At 73.5% G+C, this 19,665-nt stretch carries 12 protein-coding genes and 1 pseudogene; 3 read left to right on the forward strand and 10 right to left on the reverse strand.

Annotated elements, in window-relative coordinates; translation table 11 throughout:
• Position 1: 1 nt before the first annotated feature.
• The 6 genes from NBZ85_RS02360 to NBZ85_RS02385 form a co-directional block, all read right to left on the reverse strand.
• Entirely contained in the window at positions 2-2,296 is a 2,295-nt protein-coding gene (locus NBZ85_RS02360; RefSeq protein WP_261561441.1) for a hypothetical protein, read from the reverse strand.
• A 5-nt stretch (positions 2,297-2,301) separates the two neighbouring features.
• On the reverse strand, positions 2,302-2,580 hold the full coding sequence (locus NBZ85_RS02365) for a hypothetical protein (protein ID WP_261554079.1): 279 nt from the start codon (positions 2,578-2,580) through the stop codon (positions 2,302-2,304).
• Between the two features lie 243 nt (positions 2,581-2,823).
• Entirely contained in the window at positions 2,824-4,050 is a 1,227-nt protein-coding gene (locus tag NBZ85_RS02370; RefSeq protein ID WP_261554078.1) for a hypothetical protein, read from the reverse strand.
• Between the two features lie 77 nt (positions 4,051-4,127).
• Complete coding sequence (locus NBZ85_RS02375) at positions 4,128-7,562, reverse strand: acetate and sugar kinases/Hsc70/actin family protein (RefSeq protein WP_261561442.1); 3,435 nt, start codon at positions 7,560-7,562, stop codon at positions 4,128-4,130.
• A gap of 67 nt (positions 7,563-7,629) precedes the next feature.
• On the reverse strand, positions 7,630-10,170 hold the full coding sequence (locus tag NBZ85_RS02380; RefSeq protein WP_261561443.1) for a dynamin family protein: 2,541 nt from the start codon (positions 10,168-10,170) through the stop codon (positions 7,630-7,632).
• Complete coding sequence (locus NBZ85_RS02385; RefSeq protein ID WP_261554075.1) at positions 10,170-11,567, reverse strand: DUF4407 domain-containing protein; 1,398 nt, start codon at positions 11,565-11,567, stop codon at positions 10,170-10,172. Before NBZ85_RS02385 ends, NBZ85_RS02380 begins: the two co-directional genes overlap by 1 nt.
• Before the next feature lie 102 nt (positions 11,568-11,669).
• Between NBZ85_RS02385 and NBZ85_RS02390 the strand changes: the two genes are divergently transcribed.
• Positions 11,670-12,530 (forward strand): hypothetical protein, encoded by an 861-nt coding sequence (locus NBZ85_RS02390; RefSeq protein ID WP_261554074.1) that lies wholly within the window; start codon positions 11,670-11,672, stop codon positions 12,528-12,530.
• 28 nt (positions 12,531-12,558) lie between these two features.
• On the opposite strand, the gene NBZ85_RS02395 is transcribed toward NBZ85_RS02390, so the two are convergent.
• Positions 12,559-13,371 (reverse strand): hypothetical protein, encoded by an 813-nt coding sequence (locus NBZ85_RS02395; RefSeq protein ID WP_261554073.1) that lies wholly within the window; start codon positions 13,369-13,371, stop codon positions 12,559-12,561.
• Positions 13,372-13,443: 72 nt separating this feature from the next.
• Here NBZ85_RS02395 and NBZ85_RS32505 point away from each other — a divergent pair, with 72 nt between their 5' ends.
• Positions 13,444-16,494: a CHAT domain-containing protein gene (locus tag NBZ85_RS32505; RefSeq protein WP_261561444.1), complete on the forward strand. Its 3,051-nt coding sequence runs from the start codon at positions 13,444-13,446 to the stop codon at positions 16,492-16,494.
• A gap of 4 nt (positions 16,495-16,498) precedes the next feature.
• Here NBZ85_RS32505 and NBZ85_RS02405 read toward each other — a convergent pair whose 3' ends face one another.
• The 3 genes from NBZ85_RS02405 to NBZ85_RS02415 form a co-directional block, all read right to left on the reverse strand.
• Positions 16,499-17,152, reverse strand: a complete 654-nt coding sequence (locus tag NBZ85_RS02405) for a hypothetical protein (RefSeq protein ID WP_261554071.1) — start codon at positions 17,150-17,152, stop codon at positions 16,499-16,501.
• A 166-nt stretch (positions 17,153-17,318) separates the two neighbouring features.
• Positions 17,319-18,035 (reverse strand): Crp/Fnr family transcriptional regulator, encoded by a 717-nt coding sequence (locus tag NBZ85_RS02410; RefSeq protein WP_261554070.1) that lies wholly within the window; start codon positions 18,033-18,035, stop codon positions 17,319-17,321.
• Positions 18,036-18,375: 340 nt separating this feature from the next.
• Positions 18,376-19,224 (reverse strand): pyrimidine reductase family protein, encoded by an 849-nt coding sequence (locus NBZ85_RS02415; protein ID WP_372517651.1) that lies wholly within the window; start codon positions 19,222-19,224, stop codon positions 18,376-18,378.
• A 167-nt stretch (positions 19,225-19,391) separates the two neighbouring features.
• Here NBZ85_RS02415 and NBZ85_RS02420 point away from each other — a divergent pair.
• Positions 19,392-19,665: pseudogene (locus tag NBZ85_RS02420) on the forward strand (cell division protein ZapE); the annotation flags it as partial.

The raw sequence follows: 19,665 nt of genomic DNA on the forward strand, positions 1-19,665 counted from the left end.
GTCAACTGTTCGGCCGCAGCGCCTCGTCCGGCGGGATCCGCGCCTCGCCGAGCGCCGCTGCCCCGGCGAGGATGGGCAGCCGGTCGTTGTTGGCGACCAGTGCCGGACTCTCCAGCCAGGCCAGGTACGCGCCTCGTTGCGCCGGGGTCATCGCCGCGGCCGGTCGGGGACTGCCCGCCGTGTCGAGGAAATCCGTCGCCGGACCGGTGATGTATCCGTCGGTGTGCGGATCCCCGGTGTACACCCGTCGCCGCCCGTCGCCGCCGGTCACCGCGATCGGTCGTAGCGGGTCCCCGGCGCGGCGCGCCCAGAGCTGGCGGGCGCTCGCCTCGTAGGCCGCGGCCCACTGCGGGCCGACCCGCGATGCCTCCCGCAGCTGGGCGAGGATCCACGCCGGCCGGACGGTGGACACGTCGCGGTAGCGCTCCCGCATGAGGGCCTCAACCATGTCCACCGTCACCCCGACGCCGAGATGGACGAATGTGGCGGCCGGATCCGTCGGGTCGATCGACGTGGCCACCGTGCCGAGCAGGTCGAGGATCACCGCCTGTCGCCGACGGTGGGCCGACCCGGCTTGCGCATGCTCGCGTAGCACCGCGTCGACGGCGTCGCCGAGGGCGCCGGCGAAGAACGCCTGCGCCCGAGCACCTCGCAGGTAGCCCAGCGCCCGCGGGCTCGACGGGTAGCCGCCGCCCGTGGCATTCCAGCCCCGCGTGCGCCCCGCCACCCGCTCGTCGAGCCCGGCCGCGTAGGCCGCGGCATCCCGACCGAGCAGCCCGGCGAGCGCACCGCCGCGCAGGCATTCCCGCAGCAATGCCCGCCACGCCGCGACCGGGACCTCCCGAGCGGCGGGTGCCGCCGCCGGCGGGGAGACCGGCCCGGGAACGACCGCCGTCACCGCGTCGTACATCTCCTCCCGGTACGTCCGCAGCGCGGGGACGAGAGCGGCGCGCAGGTGCAGCGGCAGTGCCGGCCCGTCGGCGGCGTGGACGGCCCCGGCGAGGCGGGCGACGAAGTCCGCCGAGCCGCGCGGATCCGCCTGCCGCGCCGCCGGACCGCCGGCCGCGGCGATCAGCCCGGACCAGGCCCGCCCGGTTGCGTCGTCGAGCCCGACGGCTACCGGTAGCCCCAGCTCCGCGATGGCGGCGCCGCCCAGGACCGCCTCGACGTACCGCGTGGTGAACCGGGCCGCCAGCGCCGGTTCGGCGGCGATCGCGGCCAGCAACGCGCCCCGGTACCCGCGGTCCGCCGTCGCGCGGAGCACCGTGCCCACGACCTGACCGGGCGCCGGCGCCCGGCCGGCCGCCGGTGCACCGGGTTCCGGTGGCCCGATCCCGGGGCCGAAGGCCAGCCGGCCCAGCCGGTCGAGTAACGCGCCGTCGACGTGGCCGACCGCCAGCAACGGGGTCAGCAGCACGGTCTCGGCGTGGTCGAGGCGTCCCCGGGTGTTGAACCGGCCCAGCCAGGAGTCGTCGAGCGACCGGCCGCGGGTATAAGCGGCAAACGTCCGGCCGAGAACGCCCTCGGCGTCCCGCCGGTCCACCCCGGACGGCAGCGCCGGCCGGTTGACCATCGGCCCACGGGCCCGTCCGGAGACGATGGTGAGCAGCTGCGCGAGCCCGGTCGGCCCGAGCGCGTCGTAGAAGCCGGCGATGAAGCCGGGGTCGCCGGCTTGCGCGCCCAGCAGGCCCAGCACTTCCTGCAGGCTGGCCGATGGTGCGCCGCGACCCGCCGGTGATCCCAGCCGCCGCCCGGCGCGGGGATCGGTCGCGCGGGCCGGGTGCCCGCCCGCGCCCGCCGGCCCGACGCCGGACAACAGCGACCGGGCCGCGGCCCGGCCTGCGGCGGCTGCTGCCGCTCCTGCGCGCACAGTGTCGGGAACGGCCTCGGTCTCGCCCCTGGAGGTGGCCTCGGTGCCGAGGGCGGGTCGGGCATCGAGGAGCGCTGGTGCGCGGAGCACGGCCGGCGCGATGACAGCTGCCGTCGCGGCGAAGGACCGCTCCGCATCGTCGGCGCTCTCCGCCAGCGCGAGCCGGCGGCGCAGCATCGTGGCGTCGGCATCGAGCTCGTCGCCGAGCCGGGCCAGTCGAGCCGCCCAACCGGCCGGGCCGCCCACCTGCGCCAAGGCGTGGGCGACCGTCCGCGCCCCGGAGTGCAGAGCCTCGCCGGCAGCCCGCACCGCAGCCGCAAGCGGGCGGAGCCGGACGGGATCGAGGACCACGCGGTCCCCGCCCGCACCGGACCCGGGGGGTAGGGCCACAGCGGCGAGGTGGACGCCGGCACCGAGGCTCACCACCGGCGTCAGCCGATCGCCCGCGGCGGGGCGCCGGGCGCCGTCGGCGCTCCGGCCGGGCCCGAGCGGGCCTGCTCGCAGACCAGCAGGCAACGGTCGAGCAGGGCGGTCGCCTCGGCGGCGAGGCGCCGCATCTGGTCGGCCCACAGCTGCGCCGCCCGGCCGTCCCACGCGCCGGCGCCGGTGGCCGCGACCCGGTCCAGGGCGGCCGTCACCTCCCGCCGGGTGCGCGCCACCGCGCCGAGCGCGCCGGCCGCCGTCGTCCGGGCTTCATCGGGGATCGTCATCCGCATACCACCACCGTCGGGTCAGGTTCGGTGCGGCGACGCTAACAACGCGGCGCAGAGTCGTGCCGCTCCTTATCGGATCCTGTGGACGACGGCTGTGGGAATCGTCGGCCTGTGGATAAAACGCGGCCACCACCGACTCCGCTTCACCGGGAGCCGGCTCCGTGAAACATCATGATCGCTGGGGTCGGCGGCCGGCGCGCTGGCCGCGCCGGTGTGTTCGACCCTGCGCCGCGGACGGGATCATTCGGTCCCGCCGTACATCGCCCGGCCGCGGAACTCCCGTGCGTCGTTGCGGTAGTAGGGGCGCAGTTCCCGGATCACCTCGCCTACCCGGCCCGGACACACCACGCGCAGGTCACCGTCGCCGAGGGTGAACCGCCGGACGTCGGCGTACCGACCGGAGATCGCAGTCAGCTGACGTGGGATGCCCGGATCCTCCCGTTGGAGTTCGTCGACGGCGCGGACGACCTCGGCCCGCACCGTGGCCAGCGCCTCGGCCCACCAGCTTCCCGGGGCGGGCAGCGGCCAGGTGTAGACGGAGGCGACCAGCTCGTGGATGCCGAGCAGTTGGGTCACGACTTTCTCCGCGTCGTCCAGATCCAGTCGGAGATACCGCAGATGGTTCAGGAACGCCGTGCGGTACTGGGATCGGTGGTCGCCGTGCCCACGCAGGGACACCCCGACGGCGGGGGGCGCGACACTGGAATGGGCGCAGTACAGCTCGTCGTCGAGGTCGACCAGGCGAAGCACGGCACTGGCCGTCGCCGCGAGCGTCTCGAACCGGGCGAGTCCGTCCGGCCCCAGCCGCTCCTGCACATCCGCTGCCACGCTGACCAGGTCGAGCGCCTGGGCCAGCGGCTCGCGCCAGGCGGGGCCCAGCGCATCGAGAGTCCGGACGGCCAGTTCGGCCTCCTGGTCGGACGGCAGCCGCACCATGGTGCAGCGTAGCCAGACGGGGAAGGCGGCCTCCCCGACGGGGGGCGTCAGACCCAGTGCGTCGAGCGGAGATGAGCTCAGGAGATCGCGCATGAATGCGTCGAAAGGCGTGGCGGATGCGTCGCCATCAGCGGCGGTCCTGGCCGGCCCGAGGCCGGTGGGCTCCTGCCCGCTGTGGCCGGAGTCGGTGGGGTCCGTCGGGTCGGTGGGTGCCGGGTGCGAGCGGCCCCGGCGGCCCGCGCGCAGGATCTCTTCCACCTCGCCGATGGCACCCTCCCACACCTTGGCGTTCTCCCGGACCGACGCGCTGGTCAGGGCGTGCCACGCCTGACGAATCGCCGCCCCGGTCTCGGCCGCGGCCGGATCGGTGTCCGCCCGCGCGAGGAGCAGGGGCAGATACCGCAACGTCACGAGCGGTTCGTCCTCCCCGTCCGCGCCGCGGGCACGGCCGCCTCCGTCGAGGGAGTAGACGGTCCCCGGGCCGTCAGGCCTGCCGGCTCGATCGGGACCGCCGGCCGCCGCTGTCTGCATCGCATACCTTTCGTCGTCGTGGCGTCGTGGCGTCGTGGCGTCGTGGGGTCCCGCGCCACGACGGGCCTGCCCAGCCGTCAGTGCGTGCCGTTGAAGGGGTAGAGGTCCGCGTCGAAGTCCTGCACCGTCGGGCTCATCGGCACGGTGAGCACCGCGCCCGGGCGCAGTTCGACCTCGGCGAGGTCTCGGGCCGCCAGGTACTCCGGCCAGCCGAGGTGGATCCGGGCCCGTCCCGTCGCGTCCAGCGACAGCAGGTGGACCGCTCCCGGCGCCGCCTCAACCGGTGGGACGGCCAGCTCGCCGAGTGTCTCGGGCGCCCCCTCCGGTGGCAGCGCGACCAGTTCCCAGAACCCGGTCCGGCCCGGCGGCGGCAGCGGGATCCGGGACAGCACGCCCCGCACCAGGCGCCCGGGCTGCTCGGCCGGTTCGCGCGGGGCGACAAGGACGAAGGTCTCCGGGAAGGCGCTCGACGCATCGACCGGCACGGGCAGGACGAGCGTGCCCGCCTTCCGCGCGTCCTGCCCCTTCGCGACGGCGACAATCGGCCAGGGCCATCCGGTGATCTTCCGTTCCCCGGAGGTCGACCCGAAGTGTCGGTGGTTACCGCCGCCGGAGGTGGAGGGCAGGGCGGCGCCCACGTCCACACCCGGTCCCTCGACCTTGATGTGGCCCCGACCGAGGCTGAGGTTGACCGACGCGCGCAGACCGTCGTCGACGACGACCTGCATGAGTACCCGGGGACCGTGGTGCTGGGAGCTACCCGCCCACCTCTCGCCCGTCACGTCGTGGCCGCCCGCATGATCCCTGACCCGGAAACGGGCCCACTGGATCGGCACGGTGGCGTCGATCGGCCGGAACAGTTCCACGTCGTTGCGCAGCTCCATCCAGCGGGACCGCGCGGACGGCCGGGTGCCCGCCACGCCGCACACCAGCGGGTCGCCCATGCGCAGCACCCGATCCGGCCCGCCGATCGCGCCGACGAGGTCGAACGAGCACGGCAGCCTGGTAACCAGCGTGTTGGTCTCGATCTGCAGGCCGGTGCGCAACGCGACCCGGTCGACGCCGCTGTCGTCCGCCTGGGCGTACCGGACGCTGTGACCGAACCCGACCGCCCAGGCCACCCCCATCGACACGGCCTCCTTGGCGGACCGTTCCTCGACGACGACCGCGTCCTCGTTCCAGACCAGCGGGGTGCCCTCCCGCAGGTCGGTGACGGCCAACCGGTCGACGACGGCCTGGCGCACCATGGGCATGCCGCTCGTGCGCCCGCACAACGCGATCTGGTCCAGGGCCAGGGCATCGTCGGGAGCTGCGCTGAACACGCCCACGACGAGGTCGGCCGCGATCTGCGCCGCCCGGTCGACGACCGGGCGGACGACGCGGGCGAAGTCCGCCGGGGACAGGTGCAGTTCGATCGCGGGCGCGTCGGCGAACTGCGCGGGCAGATCGACGAGGGTCTGCGCGTTCGGGATGGGATACGGCTTGCCCATGACCCGATCCCGCGCGCCCAGGGCCTTCTTCGCCTGTTCCGCCTCATCCCACAGCTTGGCGAACACGGCGGCCCGCTGCGCCCCGTGCGTCGGGACCAGCCTGTCCAGCTCCCGACGCACCGCGCCGGGGACGGGCTTGGCCGCGCCCTGGTCGAGGATGCGCGCGGCGAACGACCGGTGGCCACCAGGTGCCGCGGCATTCTCGGGCCCGTGCCCGCCGTCCGTCCCGGCCTTCCAGGCGAGCAGCTCGTCGGCGATCAGTGCCTTGATCCAGTACAGCACGCGCAGGGTCAGATAGTTGCCGCCGAGCTGAGGATGCCCGGTGGCGCCGAGTACCTCGGGTCGCAGCTCGAAGCGGCGGCCGTAGGCATCGGCCTCGATCTCGGTGAGGTTGAGGCGGACCAGTGCGATGTCGGTGGTACCGCCGCCGATGTCGATGACGAGGATGATCCGCCGCCAGCGCCCGCCCCCGCCGCCGGTGCGCACCGGATGCGCGCCGGCCCGCAGCAGCTCGGCGCCGAGCTCCTCACTGGCTCCCACCGTGAGCATCGTGAAGTACAGCGCGGCGCCCACGCCCTCGTCGAAGGTGCTGTCGCCGGTGTCCGCGTCCCGGCCGGTGACCGGGTCGCGAAACGCGCGGCCGACCACCGCCATGAGGTGTTCGCGCACGTCCGGCGGCATCATCGTGGGGTAGGTGACGACGATGCGCCCGCGTAGCTGGCGCCGCTTCTCCTCGGTGTCGATCGTCCTCGTGATGCGGGGGTCGCGGGCCGCGAAGTCCTCCAGCGGGTTGCGCAGCGCGGCGAACGCCCTCTCGACGAGGTCAGCCGAGGTGTGCTTGGCCGCGGCCCGCTGGGCGTCCGCGTCGAGCTGGCGGAACTCGGCCAGCGAGTCCAGCCGGGGCGGGGCACCGAGGTTGCGGAACTCCGACTTGAGACCGCGCACGGTGACCTCGACGCCGGGTGGCGGAACCTCCCGGTGCCACAGCCGGAGGTCGAGCCGGCGCAGGTCGGTGATGTGCACGGCGCTGGACAGGGTGCTGTACGTGTCATCGTCGGCGGAGTACGTCACCGGGAACATGCCGGTCAGGTCGCGGGGTGGTACGGCGAACGCCGCGCGGAAACAGTCGTCGCGTAGCCGGGCCAGGGCCCGGACGGCCGGGGAGTCGGCCTGGCGCGCCACCACCTCGACGGCCGCGGCCACGCTGCTGACAACGGCCTGGTTGTCGTCCATCCCGTCGGCGAGGAAGGCCGCGATGTCGGCCAGGTCCCGGCTCTCCCCTCGCGCGCCGAGCTCCTCGGCCAGCCGCGCGCGCAGCGTCGCCCACGCGTCGACCTCCACCTCGGCCGGCGCCTCGGCGCTCAGCAGGGTCGCGAACTCCTTCGCCAGCACTTCGGCCTGGTGGTAGTCGATCGGGGTGGTGAGGTCCACCTTGTCCCGGTAGCTCATCGTCGCCGTGATCGCCGTCGTCCCGAAGTCGATGACGGTGAAGCCGATCGCCTGGTTCGACGCCGGCTCCTCGGCGGCTCCCGTTCCGTCCTTGGCAGCCCCCGCCGACGCCTCGCCAGCCCCCGCCGACGCCTCGCCAGCCCCGGCCGGCGAGGCGGCGAACCAGTCAGTGGGCAGCTCCAGTCGCAGGGTGGCCTGGGTGGTGCCACCGGGCCAGGTCGCGAACCAGGTGATGGCCACGGTCTGACCGGCGGCGGCCGCCGCGACGTCGGTCGGCAGGTCCACCGGGCGGGTCAACGGCGTCTCGATCGTGGCCGGCGCGTCCGGTGGCACGGGTTGGCACCAGGAGTCGAGCAGCCAGCGCCGCAGTGCCTCGGGCGTCGAGCCGGCCACCTCCACTCGGATCGCGGGCAGCCGCTGGCCGTCCCGCTCGGCGATCAGGCGGATGCGGGGCATCACGTAGCCTTGGTCGAGGACCCCGCCGGGGCTGGCCGCCCAGCCGTCACCCATCCACGGTTGGTAGGGCTCGCGCAGCGCGGCACCCGGGGTGGATCGGATCACGAACCCGCTCATCGGGCTTCCTCCCGTTCTCGCTTCCACATCGCCGGCCCACGCCGGCCCTGCCGTCGACGTGCTGGGCTCACGACCCGCTGCCGGAGGTCCGGAGCAGCTCCTCGAGGTGCCGCGCCGACGGGATGCCGGCGCCGAGGTTGTCGAGGTAGCGGTCGAGGACCGGCCCGATCCGGGCGAGCAGCTCGACGATCTCGCCCTGCACGAGTTCGGTCAGCCGGCTCTCGGCCGCCAGCCGCATCCGGTTCACGGTGAACACGTGGCGGTCCCGGTGGGACTGCGAGCGGTTCACCTCGTCCGTCACGCGGATGACCTCCGGATGCCACGGCAGCCTCCGGTCGGGGTCGAAGGGGGCCGCCCTGCGCCGGCGGTCCTGGCGGGCTTCCGCGGCGGCTGCGGCCGAGTCGAGTCCGGTCAGCCAGGTGGCGACCCGGTGCCGCATTCTGGCGTCGCCGACGAGGCGGTCGATGCGGCTGACCCGGTCGGGGAACAGCCGTACGACGAGCGCCCGGATCCGCTCGTCGGCCAGCCGCGGCTCCAGCAGTGCGAAGCGCTCCCGCTGGCGGCCTTCCCAGTCGCCGACGACGTCGAGCAGAACCGCGCGGTACCTCGTGACGAGGGAGGCCGCGCTGCGGGCGAACTGGTCGACGAGCACGCTGCCGTGGTTCGGCACGGCCACGCCGTTCGTCGCGCCGTACTGCGGATTGTCGGGTCGGGGGCCGAGGTCGTCGTCGACATCGTCGTCGACCGGCCCGTCATCGAACGGGTGGTCGTCGGGGTGGCCGCTGCCTGCGGGGCCGGTGGCCTGGTCCAGCTGGCGGATCCACGGATGGGTCGCGTCCAGTCGATCGATGATTATTCCCCAGTGCGGCCAGCTGTCGACCTCCTGCCGGGAATCGGCCGCGATCGCCCGCAGCAGGGCAACGCGCGTGCCGTCCCGCTCGGTTGTCAGCCGATGCGGGGCGCGGAAGTGGGCGAGGTCGCGGCGCATCGCGTTGGTGGCGGCGGCGAGCTCGCCGACCAGCTCGCGCAGGTCCCGCCCATCCTGGTCCGACGTCGGCGTGTTCCGGTTGCGCAACCAGGTCAGCTGCTCGGCGTAGCGGCTCGTGGCGAGATCGAGCCGCTGCTCCGCCCGGCGCAGCTGGGCGATCTTGTTGGCGAGGCCGTGCACGCGGGCGTGCTCCTCGACCACGCGGCGCAGCTCCGACAGACCGCTGTCGTAGCCGTACTCGCCCAGCAGCTCGGCGATCCGCCGTCCCGGACGTCCCTCGTCGCCGCGTGCGAGAGCCTGCCCGGTGGCGCTCCACGCGCTGCGCTGCGCGACGGCCGACACCGCGTCGATGCCCGGGGGAGCGACGCCCGCGCCGGCCAGCGCCGCCAGCGCCGACACCAGCACGAGGCGGTCGAGCGGTTCCCCCCGAGCCTGGCTGCGCACGGTGAGGTTCTCGGCGGCGACGCACACATCCCGCAACAGCGAGGCCCGGTCCAGCAGGCCGTTCAACCGGGTCGCGGGGGCGCCGACGGGGGGACCCACCTGGTCGAAGAAGTTCGCGGCGACCACGGTCGCCCGGTTGAGGTCGTCGTCGCCGTAGCCGAGCGTGCGCAGCTGTGCGTAGTAGGCCTCCAACGGGTGCGTCACCGGCTTGGGCGCGTGCAGGACGGCGAGGATCGCGTCGATGCCGCGCAGCTCGTGTCGGCTCAGGTAGAGATCCCGGCTGCCGGAGCCGTCGGCGCCGAGCCCGGGGAAGTCCCGGATCTCCACCTCCAACCCGTGCAGGTCCTCCAGGGGCCAGGCCCGCGGGTCGACCGACACCGTGCAGACGATCCGGCGGATCAGCGGGAACGCCGCCGCGAGGTGTTCGGTTCCCAACGGATCAGCCCAGGTCAACGGCCGGCGGCGGGGTCGATACTCGGGATAGGCGGTGGGCACGGCGCTCTGGGCGGGCAGGTTCACCCCTTCGGCGATCAGCCCGGGGTCGATGCGCCAGGGCCGCCCGCCCAGCGCCGCGGGCTGCTGGTGGACCTCGCCGAGTGCGTCCCGGATCCGAGCGAGCTCCAGCGCCATCTGCTTGCCGAGGTTGTCCGGGCCGGCCTTCCCCCACAGCCGCGTGCGGCACCAGGCGTCGACCCGTTCCCAGCCCTCGGCGCGGGGCCGGGCGCCCCGCAGCGAGTCGGCCTCCAGATCCAGGCCGGACGCCTCGCTGTGCTCGACGAGCCGGTCGAGGATGAACGTGATGCACGCGTCGATCTCGTCCACCGTCATGAACTCGACGGTCGCCTCGGTGATGCTGGTAGGCGCGCCGACAGTCCCGGCGCGCAGCCGCAGGACGGTCACGTTCCCCGTGGTCGGCGACGGATTCGTCGGCAGGAGGCGAGGTGCGCCGAGCAGCGCGCCGAGCAGCGCCGACTTCCCGTTGGAATACCCGCCGACGGTGGCGATGGACACCGGTGCGGAGGCCTTGTCGAGGATCGAGGTGGCGAGGTCGCGGATCTCCTGGCGAAGCTCGGTCAACCGACCTGGGCCCGACTCGGGCGGTGGGTCGTTCGCCAGGCCGGTGAGCGCGTCCGCCGCCTTCCTGCGGAGCGCAGCGATCTGTTCGTACTCGGTCATCAGGAGTTCCCCTTCCCTGCCCCCGGTGGCCGGCGCGCCCGCCATTCCAGCGACCGCACCCCGTTGCGTTCGACGAAATCGATGTAGTCCAGTTCGGTGGTGTGCCAGGCCCGCATACCCGCCCGAGCCACGCTCGCCTCCAGGGCCGTCGCGTAGCGACGGGCGTCGAACATCGTGGCGTTGTGCTCGCTGAGCGCGGCGTCCTGCAGCGCGATGGCCTCGTCGTAGGGGCTCGGCCGGGCGAGCATCTTGATGACCAGCGGCAGCAGGTCGAAGGCCAGCAGGGTCCCTCGGATGATCCACAGCCACTGGGCGAGCGACCGGTTCTCGTGCACGATCTGGTTGAGGGCCGCATGGCGGGCGAGGAAACCGTCGCTGCGCGCCACCTTGGCGAGAAAGTCGGCGGGAGCGGCCGGCAACGGCTTCGCCGTCAGGCCCTGGACCGACCGATCGGTGGTGTTGCGCTCCCGGATCTCCGCCTGGAGCGCGTCATTCCTGGTGTTGTAGTCACTGACGAGAAGGTGGTAGGCCTTTCCGGTCGGCAGGAACTCCTCCGCGGGGGTGATGTGGGCACCCTGGTCGGTCACCTGCGTGAACAGCCCGTCGACCACCGGCTGGTCGGCGCCGATCCTTGTGTCGAGGCTCGCGAGTTTCGCCTGGAGCGGGGCGAGTTCTTCGGCCCGCAGCTGCTCCCGCTTGTCCTGGATGAGGGTGTGGTGGGTGTCGGCGAGTTTCTGATTGACCTCGGGGGCGAAGATGATGAGCAGCAGCGCTTCGCTGACGAGCAGCGCCGCGAGGACCGCGAGCGTGAAACGCAACGCGTACTTCGCGAGGGTCGACACCCGGGACGGCGCCGGGTCGAGGTCGGGCGGCACGGGCCGCCAGCCGGCGGCGGGTCCGGTGTTGTCGGGGAGGTCCGGGGCGCCGGGGGGAGCCGCGGCCGCGGGCCGGTTGGCCGCCGCCTCGGCCGCGGCGCCCGGCGAGCGATCCGGCGCGAGCAGCCCGGTCACCAGCACGGTGTCGTCGCCTGCGCCGCGTCGGCCCGCCCGGCCGCGTCGACGGCGCTCGGACCGGTGTGACCGGGGCCGTTTGGGTTCCATCACGATCACCCGGTCGGCGGCGAAGATGAACATCGCCCACAGCAGCCCGAACGGTAACAGCAACGGATTGAAGTGACCGACCACCACCGAGCCGAACACCGTGAACGAGGTGGCAGCCAGGATCGCGACGAGCAGCAGGAACAGGCCGTACGCGGAGTAGAGCAGCCGCAGGCGGATGCTCCCCAGCTTGGTGGGGTCCACGCCCGCGCACCACAGCAGCACTCGGGTCGGTGGGGATGCCCGCCGGACCTGCGGTAGCGCGTCCTCGGCCGGGCGGGACGCGGTCGGATCTGACATGTCTCCCCCTCTCGCCCGTTCGCGCACGGTAGGAGAGGCAGGGCCAATCCGGCGACCTCACCTGTAGTTGACGAATTCGGCGTCATCGACTATTCGTCCGGCATGAGCGTGGATCGACGATCGTTGCTCGGCCAGCGGCGGCTCCTGCACGCCGTGGACATCGCTGGCTTCGGATCCCTGCCCGGCCACCGGCAGAAGGAGGCCCAGAAGGTTCTCAAGAGGCTGATGCGCCGCGCCTTCGCGGATGCGGTGGCGAATCCCGGCGAGGTGTATCTCGAGGGCGACAAGGGTGACTCGGCCCTCGTGGTGTTGCCGGCAGCCATCAACGAGGCCCGCACCGTCGCGGACCTGGTCCGGTCCATCCGCAACCAGGTGAGCACCCATAACCGGCGCGGTGCCTTTCCGCAGCCGTTGCGGCTGCGGCTCGCCCTCGGCCAGGGAGTTGTCGCCGGGGCGAGTCCGAAGGGGGGGCTCAGCGGCGCGGACGTCATCAGGGTTTTTCGCATGCTCGACGCCGCCCCCACCAAGGACGCGCTGACCGAGGACCCGTCCCGTCAGCTTGTTCTCGTGCTGACTGAGGACCTGTTCACCAGCGTGGTCGTACCCGCGGATTCCGAGCTGCAGCCACAGGATTTCACCATCATCACCGTGCAGGAACGGGACGCCGAAGCCCCGGTGGACGCCTATCTCTGGGTCGGGCCCGGGATCGGCGTCGAGGGCGAGGGGCCGGTGGACCGGCGCTCGGGACCCGGCGCCGGACCCCAGGTGCGGGGCGCCACCGATCTGGCCACCGGGAAGACAGCCGTGCACGCCACGGATGCCCCGGCCACGGATGTGCCTGCCACGGATGCCCCGGCTGCGCCCGGTGCCGACGGTCGGCCCACCGGCCGCGTGCAGCCGAGGGGGCTGGTGCCGCCCGAACGGATCGGTGAATGGTTCATCGAGCGTCCGTTCGGGCCCTGAGAGCAGGGCTGTCGGCCGCCGCGCGGATCTATGGACGTGCCGCCGAGTGCGGTGGCAGCGCGACGCGGAAGCGGACCGGCTCCCGGGCCGGTGCCGGGACGTCCTGGAACCGGCCCCGACGGAGGCGGCGGACCTCCGCTTCGGCGCTGAGAGTGCCGGCCAGCTCGGCGGCGGCGGCCGGCAGCTCCAGCAACACCATCCCGGCGATGTGCCGATGCCACAGCGGCCGGCCCGGCTGGCCCTGGAACGTCCAACCGAACGTGCGGTTGCCCTCTCCGAACGGGGTGCACACCGGCCGTGCCTCGACCGGCGGGGCCGGGTCGCCTCCCCTGGCGACGACGTACTCGCCGAACTGGGCCGCGAGCCCGCTGAACTCGCGCAGCCACCGGTCGTCGATCGTGGACGCGCGGTCGTCCTCCGCCGCCGCCCTCGGCTCGGCCGGGACCTCGACGACCTCCCGGCTGGGAGCAAGCTGTAACGCTGCGGCGTACTCGCCGTCGATGTCGACGCTGACCCGCACCCGGCCGTAGCTCAGCTCGCCGGGCAGCTCGTCGAGGTCGAACGGGATCGGCACGGCGAGGTGGCGCATCGACTCCACCCCGACGCGCAGGAAGAAGGACGCCGGGAACTCCTCCGGTGGCATGATCGACGGGATGATGTAGCTGAACGTGACGCCGCCGACCTCGGACTCGTCCTGCTCGCCGTCCCTGCTCAGAGTGCTTTCCGTGATGACGAAGGCGCGACGGGCGAGGATCTCGTCGGCTCGCAACGGTCGCATCATCGGTACCGGCGGCGGCGAGATCGGCTCGCCCGGCTGATCCGACGCATCACCCGAATACACGTATCGCCCCCTTGGTCACCTTGGGTGCATCACAATACGGACGAGACTGATCAGCGGTGACGGGGGATACCGGTGACATCGGGGGAAACGCGTGTCGGCCTGGCCGGCTGGCGTGTCGGGCAGGAGCATCGGCGGCGCCTCGACGGCTGGAAGGCGGGAACAGGTGGCCCGGCACGCACGGCCGTCAGCGCGCCACCGCCCAGCACGGATGGCGGGGACGGCGGCTCATCAGCACGCATCAGGTGCCTGGTCGGCTCGGGCGAGGTCGACCTCGGTAGCGGGCAGGCGCCGCTGGCCTCGCCGCCGGTCTCGCCGCCCGCCGCGTCGGGTCGGGGCGGGGCGGCGCACGGGCCGTCAGTCGCCCGCCGCTTCGCCCGCGCGTGCTGGGCGCTGCATCCCGACGGACGGCTGCTGTTCGCGCCCGCGTCGGCCCACGCCCGTCAGGACCTCTTCCCGCTGTCCGGCTGGTACGAGACCACGGCGGACGGCTGGCGCGTCTCGGCCGCGCGGTCCGGTGCCCCGGGGCTGGACGCGGCGGTCCAGGGACTGATCGCGCCGGCCGTGAGCGGCTGGCGGTTCGTCGGCGAGTACCGCTGCCGGGACGATGAGCGGCTGGTGGTGGTCCCGCTGAGCGCGGCCCTGGCCGACGCTGAGGATCGGCCGGACCGGCTCGGGGTGGACCTGCTTGACGGGGTGCCCGTGCCCCTGATCTTCCGGGTCCAGCTGACCGGCACGGTGGGCACGGCCGCCTTCGGGCCGCTGGCAGCCGATCTCACCGTCGCCGACCCGGTGGCGGGCAGCGCGGATCCGGTGGAGATCCTGCTTGCCGCGGCCGAATCGCCGCCGGCCGAGCTCGGCGACGTCGGCGAGGTGCTCTGGCTGACGAGCGTTCCCGGGCTGAACCGCATCGAGACGGCGGACTATGGTCTGTCGATCTCCGCCGGCACGCTCGACTGCCGGGTGCGTGGCGGCGACGAGGCCGCGCTCGGGGTGACGGTCTCCGTCGAGGCTCCCTACCTCGGCGCGATGCCGGTGCCGGTCGCGCAGGCCCGCCTGGTGCTGCACTTCCGCCCGGATGGCACGCGGGGGCCGGCATCGTCGGGGGGCGATGGCCGCGGCGGCCGTGGTGGTCGTGGTGGTCACGGCGGTTCGGCGAGCGTGGCCGGTGCGGTGGTCCCGGCCGGTGCGGCGGGCGTCGAGGGGCACCCGGTCCGGTGGAGGGTGGAGGGCCGGCTGACCGCGCGGACGGTGGCGGCGTTCGGCCCGTCCGTCGGCTATGACGCGGCGGTGTCGGGAACGGCCGTGGCCCGTACGCCGGACGAGCTGACCGGGACCGCGTTCGAACGGCAGTGGGCCGCCGGTCGTCGCCGGCCGGGCCTGCTGCCCGGCGTCATACCCGGTGAGCCCGGCGGTGTCGGTGGCACAGCTGGTGACGACGGCTGGCGGGCCGTCCGGGACCTGGCCTTCGACCGCGTGCTGGCACACGAGCGCGCCGCCGCGACCCCGCTGCTGTACCTGGCGCTGGCGGGATGCCGTGCCGAGCAGGAACGGACCAGGTCCGATCCGCTCCGTCAGCATTCGGTCCTGATCGACGAGATGAACATCCTCACCCGTCTCGTCTCCTGCCACCGGTCCGACGACGACCCGGGTGCCCTGCTGCGGGTACTGCGGGACAGCACGGCCGTGCACAGCACCCTGGGACGCGTGCCGTATCTGGCGCCGATCGAGCGGGCCACGGCCTCCCTCGTCGTCGCCAACCAGACCGATGCCCTCGAACAGCGACGGCGCCAGTTGGCCGACGAGCTGGAACGGATCGACCTGCTCGACGCGTCCACCGACGTGTTCGAGGCGCTCGCGGACCTGTTCTGCATCCTCGGACGGCCGGATGCCGCGCTCGCGGCGGCGGAACGCGGCCGCGCCCGCACGCTGGCCGATCTTCTCGCGGGCGCCGCCGTGGAGGCGCTGTCCCCGGCGGCGATCCGCGCGGCGGTGACGGCGGGGGGCCGTACGGTGCTCGAGTACCTCGTCGGACCGGAACGCAGCTGGGCCTGGCTCGTGTCGCCGGCCGGGGCGATCACCCCGGTGCCCCTCGCGGTCACCCGGGCAACTCTCGACACGCTGACGGGAGAGCTGCTGGCCGCGCTGGATCCGACCGTCGCGGCCGAGCCGGGCGGCTCGCGCCCGACCCGTCATCCCACCGAACTACTGGCCAGGCTGCACGATCACCTCATCGTGCCGATCCCACCGGCTGCCCTGCCGGGTGACGGCGACGGCCTGGCGGTCGTGCCCCACGGTGCGTTGCTGCGGGTGCCATGGACCGCCCTGCTCGACCGCGGTGTGATGGGTGCCGGCTACTCGGCTGGTGCCGGCTGCTCAGCTGGTGCCGGCTGCTCAGCTGGTGCCGTCGACGGCCGCTATCTGCACGAGCGGTTCGCCCTCAGCCTGCTGCCCTCGATCGGCACGCTGGCCACCCTCGGGATCACCGCTGCGCCGCCGGCCAGACCCAGCGGGCTGCGCGCGCTGGTGAATCCCACCCCGATGCCCGCCCGCCTGCCCTCACTGCCGGTACTCGAGGAGGCCGAGGAACTCTTCCGGGATCTCTTCCCGCCGGGTGCCACCCGGGTCCACTCGCGTGCGGAGGCGACGCTCGACCGGCTGCGGGAGGCGCGGGCGGCGGAGGTGATCGTGCTCGGAACGCACGGCGTCGCAGACTGGACGCGGGCCGGCGACCGGTACATCGTCCTCGCGCCGCCCTCGGACCCCGACCCCGACTCCGGAGCCGGCGGGAACGCGGGCTTCGTCGACATCCGCGCCCTGTCGCTGGACAGCCCGCTGGTCGCCCTGCTCGCCTGCCGATCCGGGGTGGGCCCGATCACCAGCGACGGCGTACTGGCGATCAGCCGCGCCTTCCTGCTCGCCGGGGCACGCTGCCTGCTCGCGAGCCTGTGGTGGGTCGGAGAGGAGACCGGTCTGGAGATCGTCTGGCGGATGGTGCGGATCTGGCTGACCGAGGGGACAAGCCGGGCGGAGGCGTTTCGCCGGGCGGTGGCGGGTCTTGCGGCCGAATACCGCCACCACCCGGAAAAATGGGCTGCCTTCCAGCTCACCGGCGCCTGGTCGTGACGCCTCACCAGGCCCAGGCGGCGACGGTGCGACCGTCGTGGAGCAGAACGCGGACGGGACGGAACCTGTCGGCGTGGATCCGAAGATCCCGTCCGTCCGGGTCGGCCCGCCGCGGGCCGGCCGCCCGCCACCGATCATGCACCCGCAGATCGTGATAGATCCGCGGGGAGACCAGCACCTCGACATCCCCGTCGGGGTTCGGGCCCGGCGCGTCGCCGGCCCGCGGCCGTGGCTGCACGGCGCCACCGCACAGGCGCCGGACGGAGTCGACGACCTCACCGACGAAGCGTTCACCGGCGAGCATCGCGAGCCCCTCGTCCACTGCGATGCGCACCATGATCCGGTGCTGCGGTGGCCGCCGGATGTTCAGCCGCCGGGTGGCGATCCGCAGGAAGTGGGCCAGCCGCCCGATCATCCCGGGCTCGTCCATCCCGACCGCGAGCAGGACGACGGCGCCGTCCGGCTCGACCTGCCGGCTGATGTGCAGGGCAGTCAGCCCGGCCGCGCGCATGGCGGCCTCGAGCAGACCGAGGACCACGGCACCGCGCTCGATCTCGCTCGACACCCGCCCGCGGACCATGGCACCGTCGCCGACCCGGCGCACCGCCAGCCCGAGTCGGCGAATCGCCGGTCCGACCGGGGGAAGCGGACCCGTCACGTGCCACCTCCGCGGGAGAACCGACGACCTGCGGGCCGTCCGGGGAGCGTGACGCAGCCGTGCGATGGTCACCCCATCATCCGATGGGCACCGGCGTGGCCATCCATGCTCCCGGCACCGGCACACCATGCTCCCGGCATCGGCGCGGCCAGCGGTTCCCGCGGATTCAGCCGGCGACTCCGACGCCATGGGCGACGCGCCGCAGTCCGGCTTCGTCTTTTATCACCAGTCCGCCCCGCGCGGACTCGGCGAGAATTCCGTCGGCGCGTAGCCGGCTGATTCCGCGTTGTACGGATACCTCGGCCGCATTGATCAGCCCCGCGAGGTCACGCTGGCTGAGGGGCAGGCCGATGACGACACCCCGGGGAAACGAGCGTCCGTGCGACGATGACAACCGCAGGAGCAGCCGACTGAGCCGCACGAGGGTGCTGCCGGTGAGCGCGGCACGGTCATCCATCATCGAGCGGAGCCGGTCGGCCAGCATCGCCTGCAAAGCTGTGTTCGCAGCCGGATACCGGTCCAGGAACTCGCGAAACGCCACCGCCTCGATCACCCGGGCGACGACCGGCGAGATCACGGTGACGGTCGCGGAGCGCGGCGATCCACTCAGCATCGCCATCTCGCCGACGACGTCACCCGCCACGCGAAGGGCGATGAAGGCATCGTCACCACCCTCGGTCGTCACCGTGACCTTGGCGGTCCCGGTGAGCAGGGCGTAGACGCGGGTGCTGGGATCACCCTGGTGCAGCAGGGCCCGGCCGGTCTCGAACTCCTCGTGCCGGCCGAGGGTGAGCAGGGCGGCCCTTGCCGGCGCGTCGAGCAGGGCGAGCAGGCTGCCCGGGTGCCAGCGGCCCGGCCCGCCGTTATGCGGGCGAGAATGCATCGCCGAGCCCTGACGGAGCCGATCGGAACGTGTTTGAGCGATGTCACGCACTGCTTACCCCCCCGGTAAGGCATCAGAGCGCGCTGCGACCGATCCGTGCTCCCGCCGACGCCTGGATCTGGTGCTACCGAAGGAGTGCCGCGCCAGGTCGACGGCGAGGGAACAGCCAGAAGTCGCCTCGGCTGGATGGGGGCAAGCGTATCTTTACCGGGTCGGCAGCGGCGTCATGACACGGAAAACCGGCGTTCCGCGTCTGCCGAAGATTGCATCGCGCTCTCGGTGTCCGGTCGGGAAAGTCCGCGCCACCGCGGCAACTCGCCACCGCGGCAACTCGCCGTTGTTACGAGTCGTGCGGGCTGCGCAGGTAACGCAGGAAGAGGTTGTCGTCCTCGATGAGCACCTGGGTCAGGCGCATCGTGGCCGGCTCGGGCCACGGCGGGCCCTCCACGATGCCCATCCGACCGGGGCCGGCCAACAGCGGCGCCACGGTCAGGCACAGCTCGTCGAGCAGGCCGGAACCGGCCAGCTGGGCGTGCAGTAGCGGGCCGCCCTCCGTGAGCACTCGGGTCATCCCCCGGTCGGTCAGGGCTGCGAGGGCCGCCGCCGGGTCGACGGTCGAGTCACCGCAGAGGACGACTTCGGCGACCGCCGCGAGCGCCTGCCGCCTGGCCGGTGGGGCGGCGTCGCAGGTGAGCACGACGGGGCGGACCTCGGCGTCGAACAGCCGGGCGCCGGGGTCGAGGCCCGCGGTCGCGGTGACCACGGCGATCGGGGGGACCGCTGCGAGGCCCGCGGCCTGCCGCCGCTCCCGCCGTTCGGGGGGGACGACCACCGGCCCGTAGTTCTCGTGGCGCACGGTGCCGGCGCCCACGAGCACCACGTCGCTGAGCCAGCGCAGCAGCTGGAAGACGCGCCAGTCCGCCGCGCCGCCCAGCGGTCCGGACCGGCCGCCCACCTCCGCGGCCCCGTCGGCGGAACTGACGAAGTTCGCCCGGACGTAACTGGTCCGCCCCGCGGCGGGCGGGTAGGCGTAGGCCTCGTCCAGGTCGACCTCGGCCGCCTTCGCGGCGACCTCGTCGCCGACGATCGGATCATCTGCCGCGGCGGCACCGCCGGCGCCCGGCGTCGCGCGGGGCGCGGGTGTGCTTGGCCTGTCGGGGGTGCCAGGAACCGGGAGGATGCGTCGCACCGAGCCGACTGTAGCCGGTCGGTGGACAGTCACCCGGTTCGTCTCGTCCCTCGATCGACGGCTGTCCGGCCTGTTCGTCCTGCTCCGACCGGCCCTGGGCACTGTGAGTTCGGTCCCGTCGGCGTGCGGCGGGCGGCCCGTCCCGGACTGCTTCGTAGGCTGGCGAGGTGGTGCAGCGCCTCGTCGACCGCCGGCCGCAGGTGCGGCCGGACGATCTGATCGCCGCGCTCGTCCCACCGCCGCACTTCGACGCCGTCCGCTTTGCCGGCTATCTGCCCGACCCCGCGGAGCCGAGCCAGAGCGCCGCGGTCACCGCTCTGTCCGCGTTCGCCGACCGGGTGAACGCGGCTCCCGGCGGAGGAGGCCGTCGCGCCGGCGGCGGCCGGGGCGCCTGGCCGGGGCTGTTCGGGCGGGGGGCTCGCGGAGCCCGATCGGGTGGTG

It is taken from the genome of Frankia tisae (assembly GCF_025403405.1).
GTDB classification, from domain to species: Bacteria; Actinomycetota; Actinomycetes; order Frankiales; family Frankiaceae; genus Frankia; species Frankia tisai.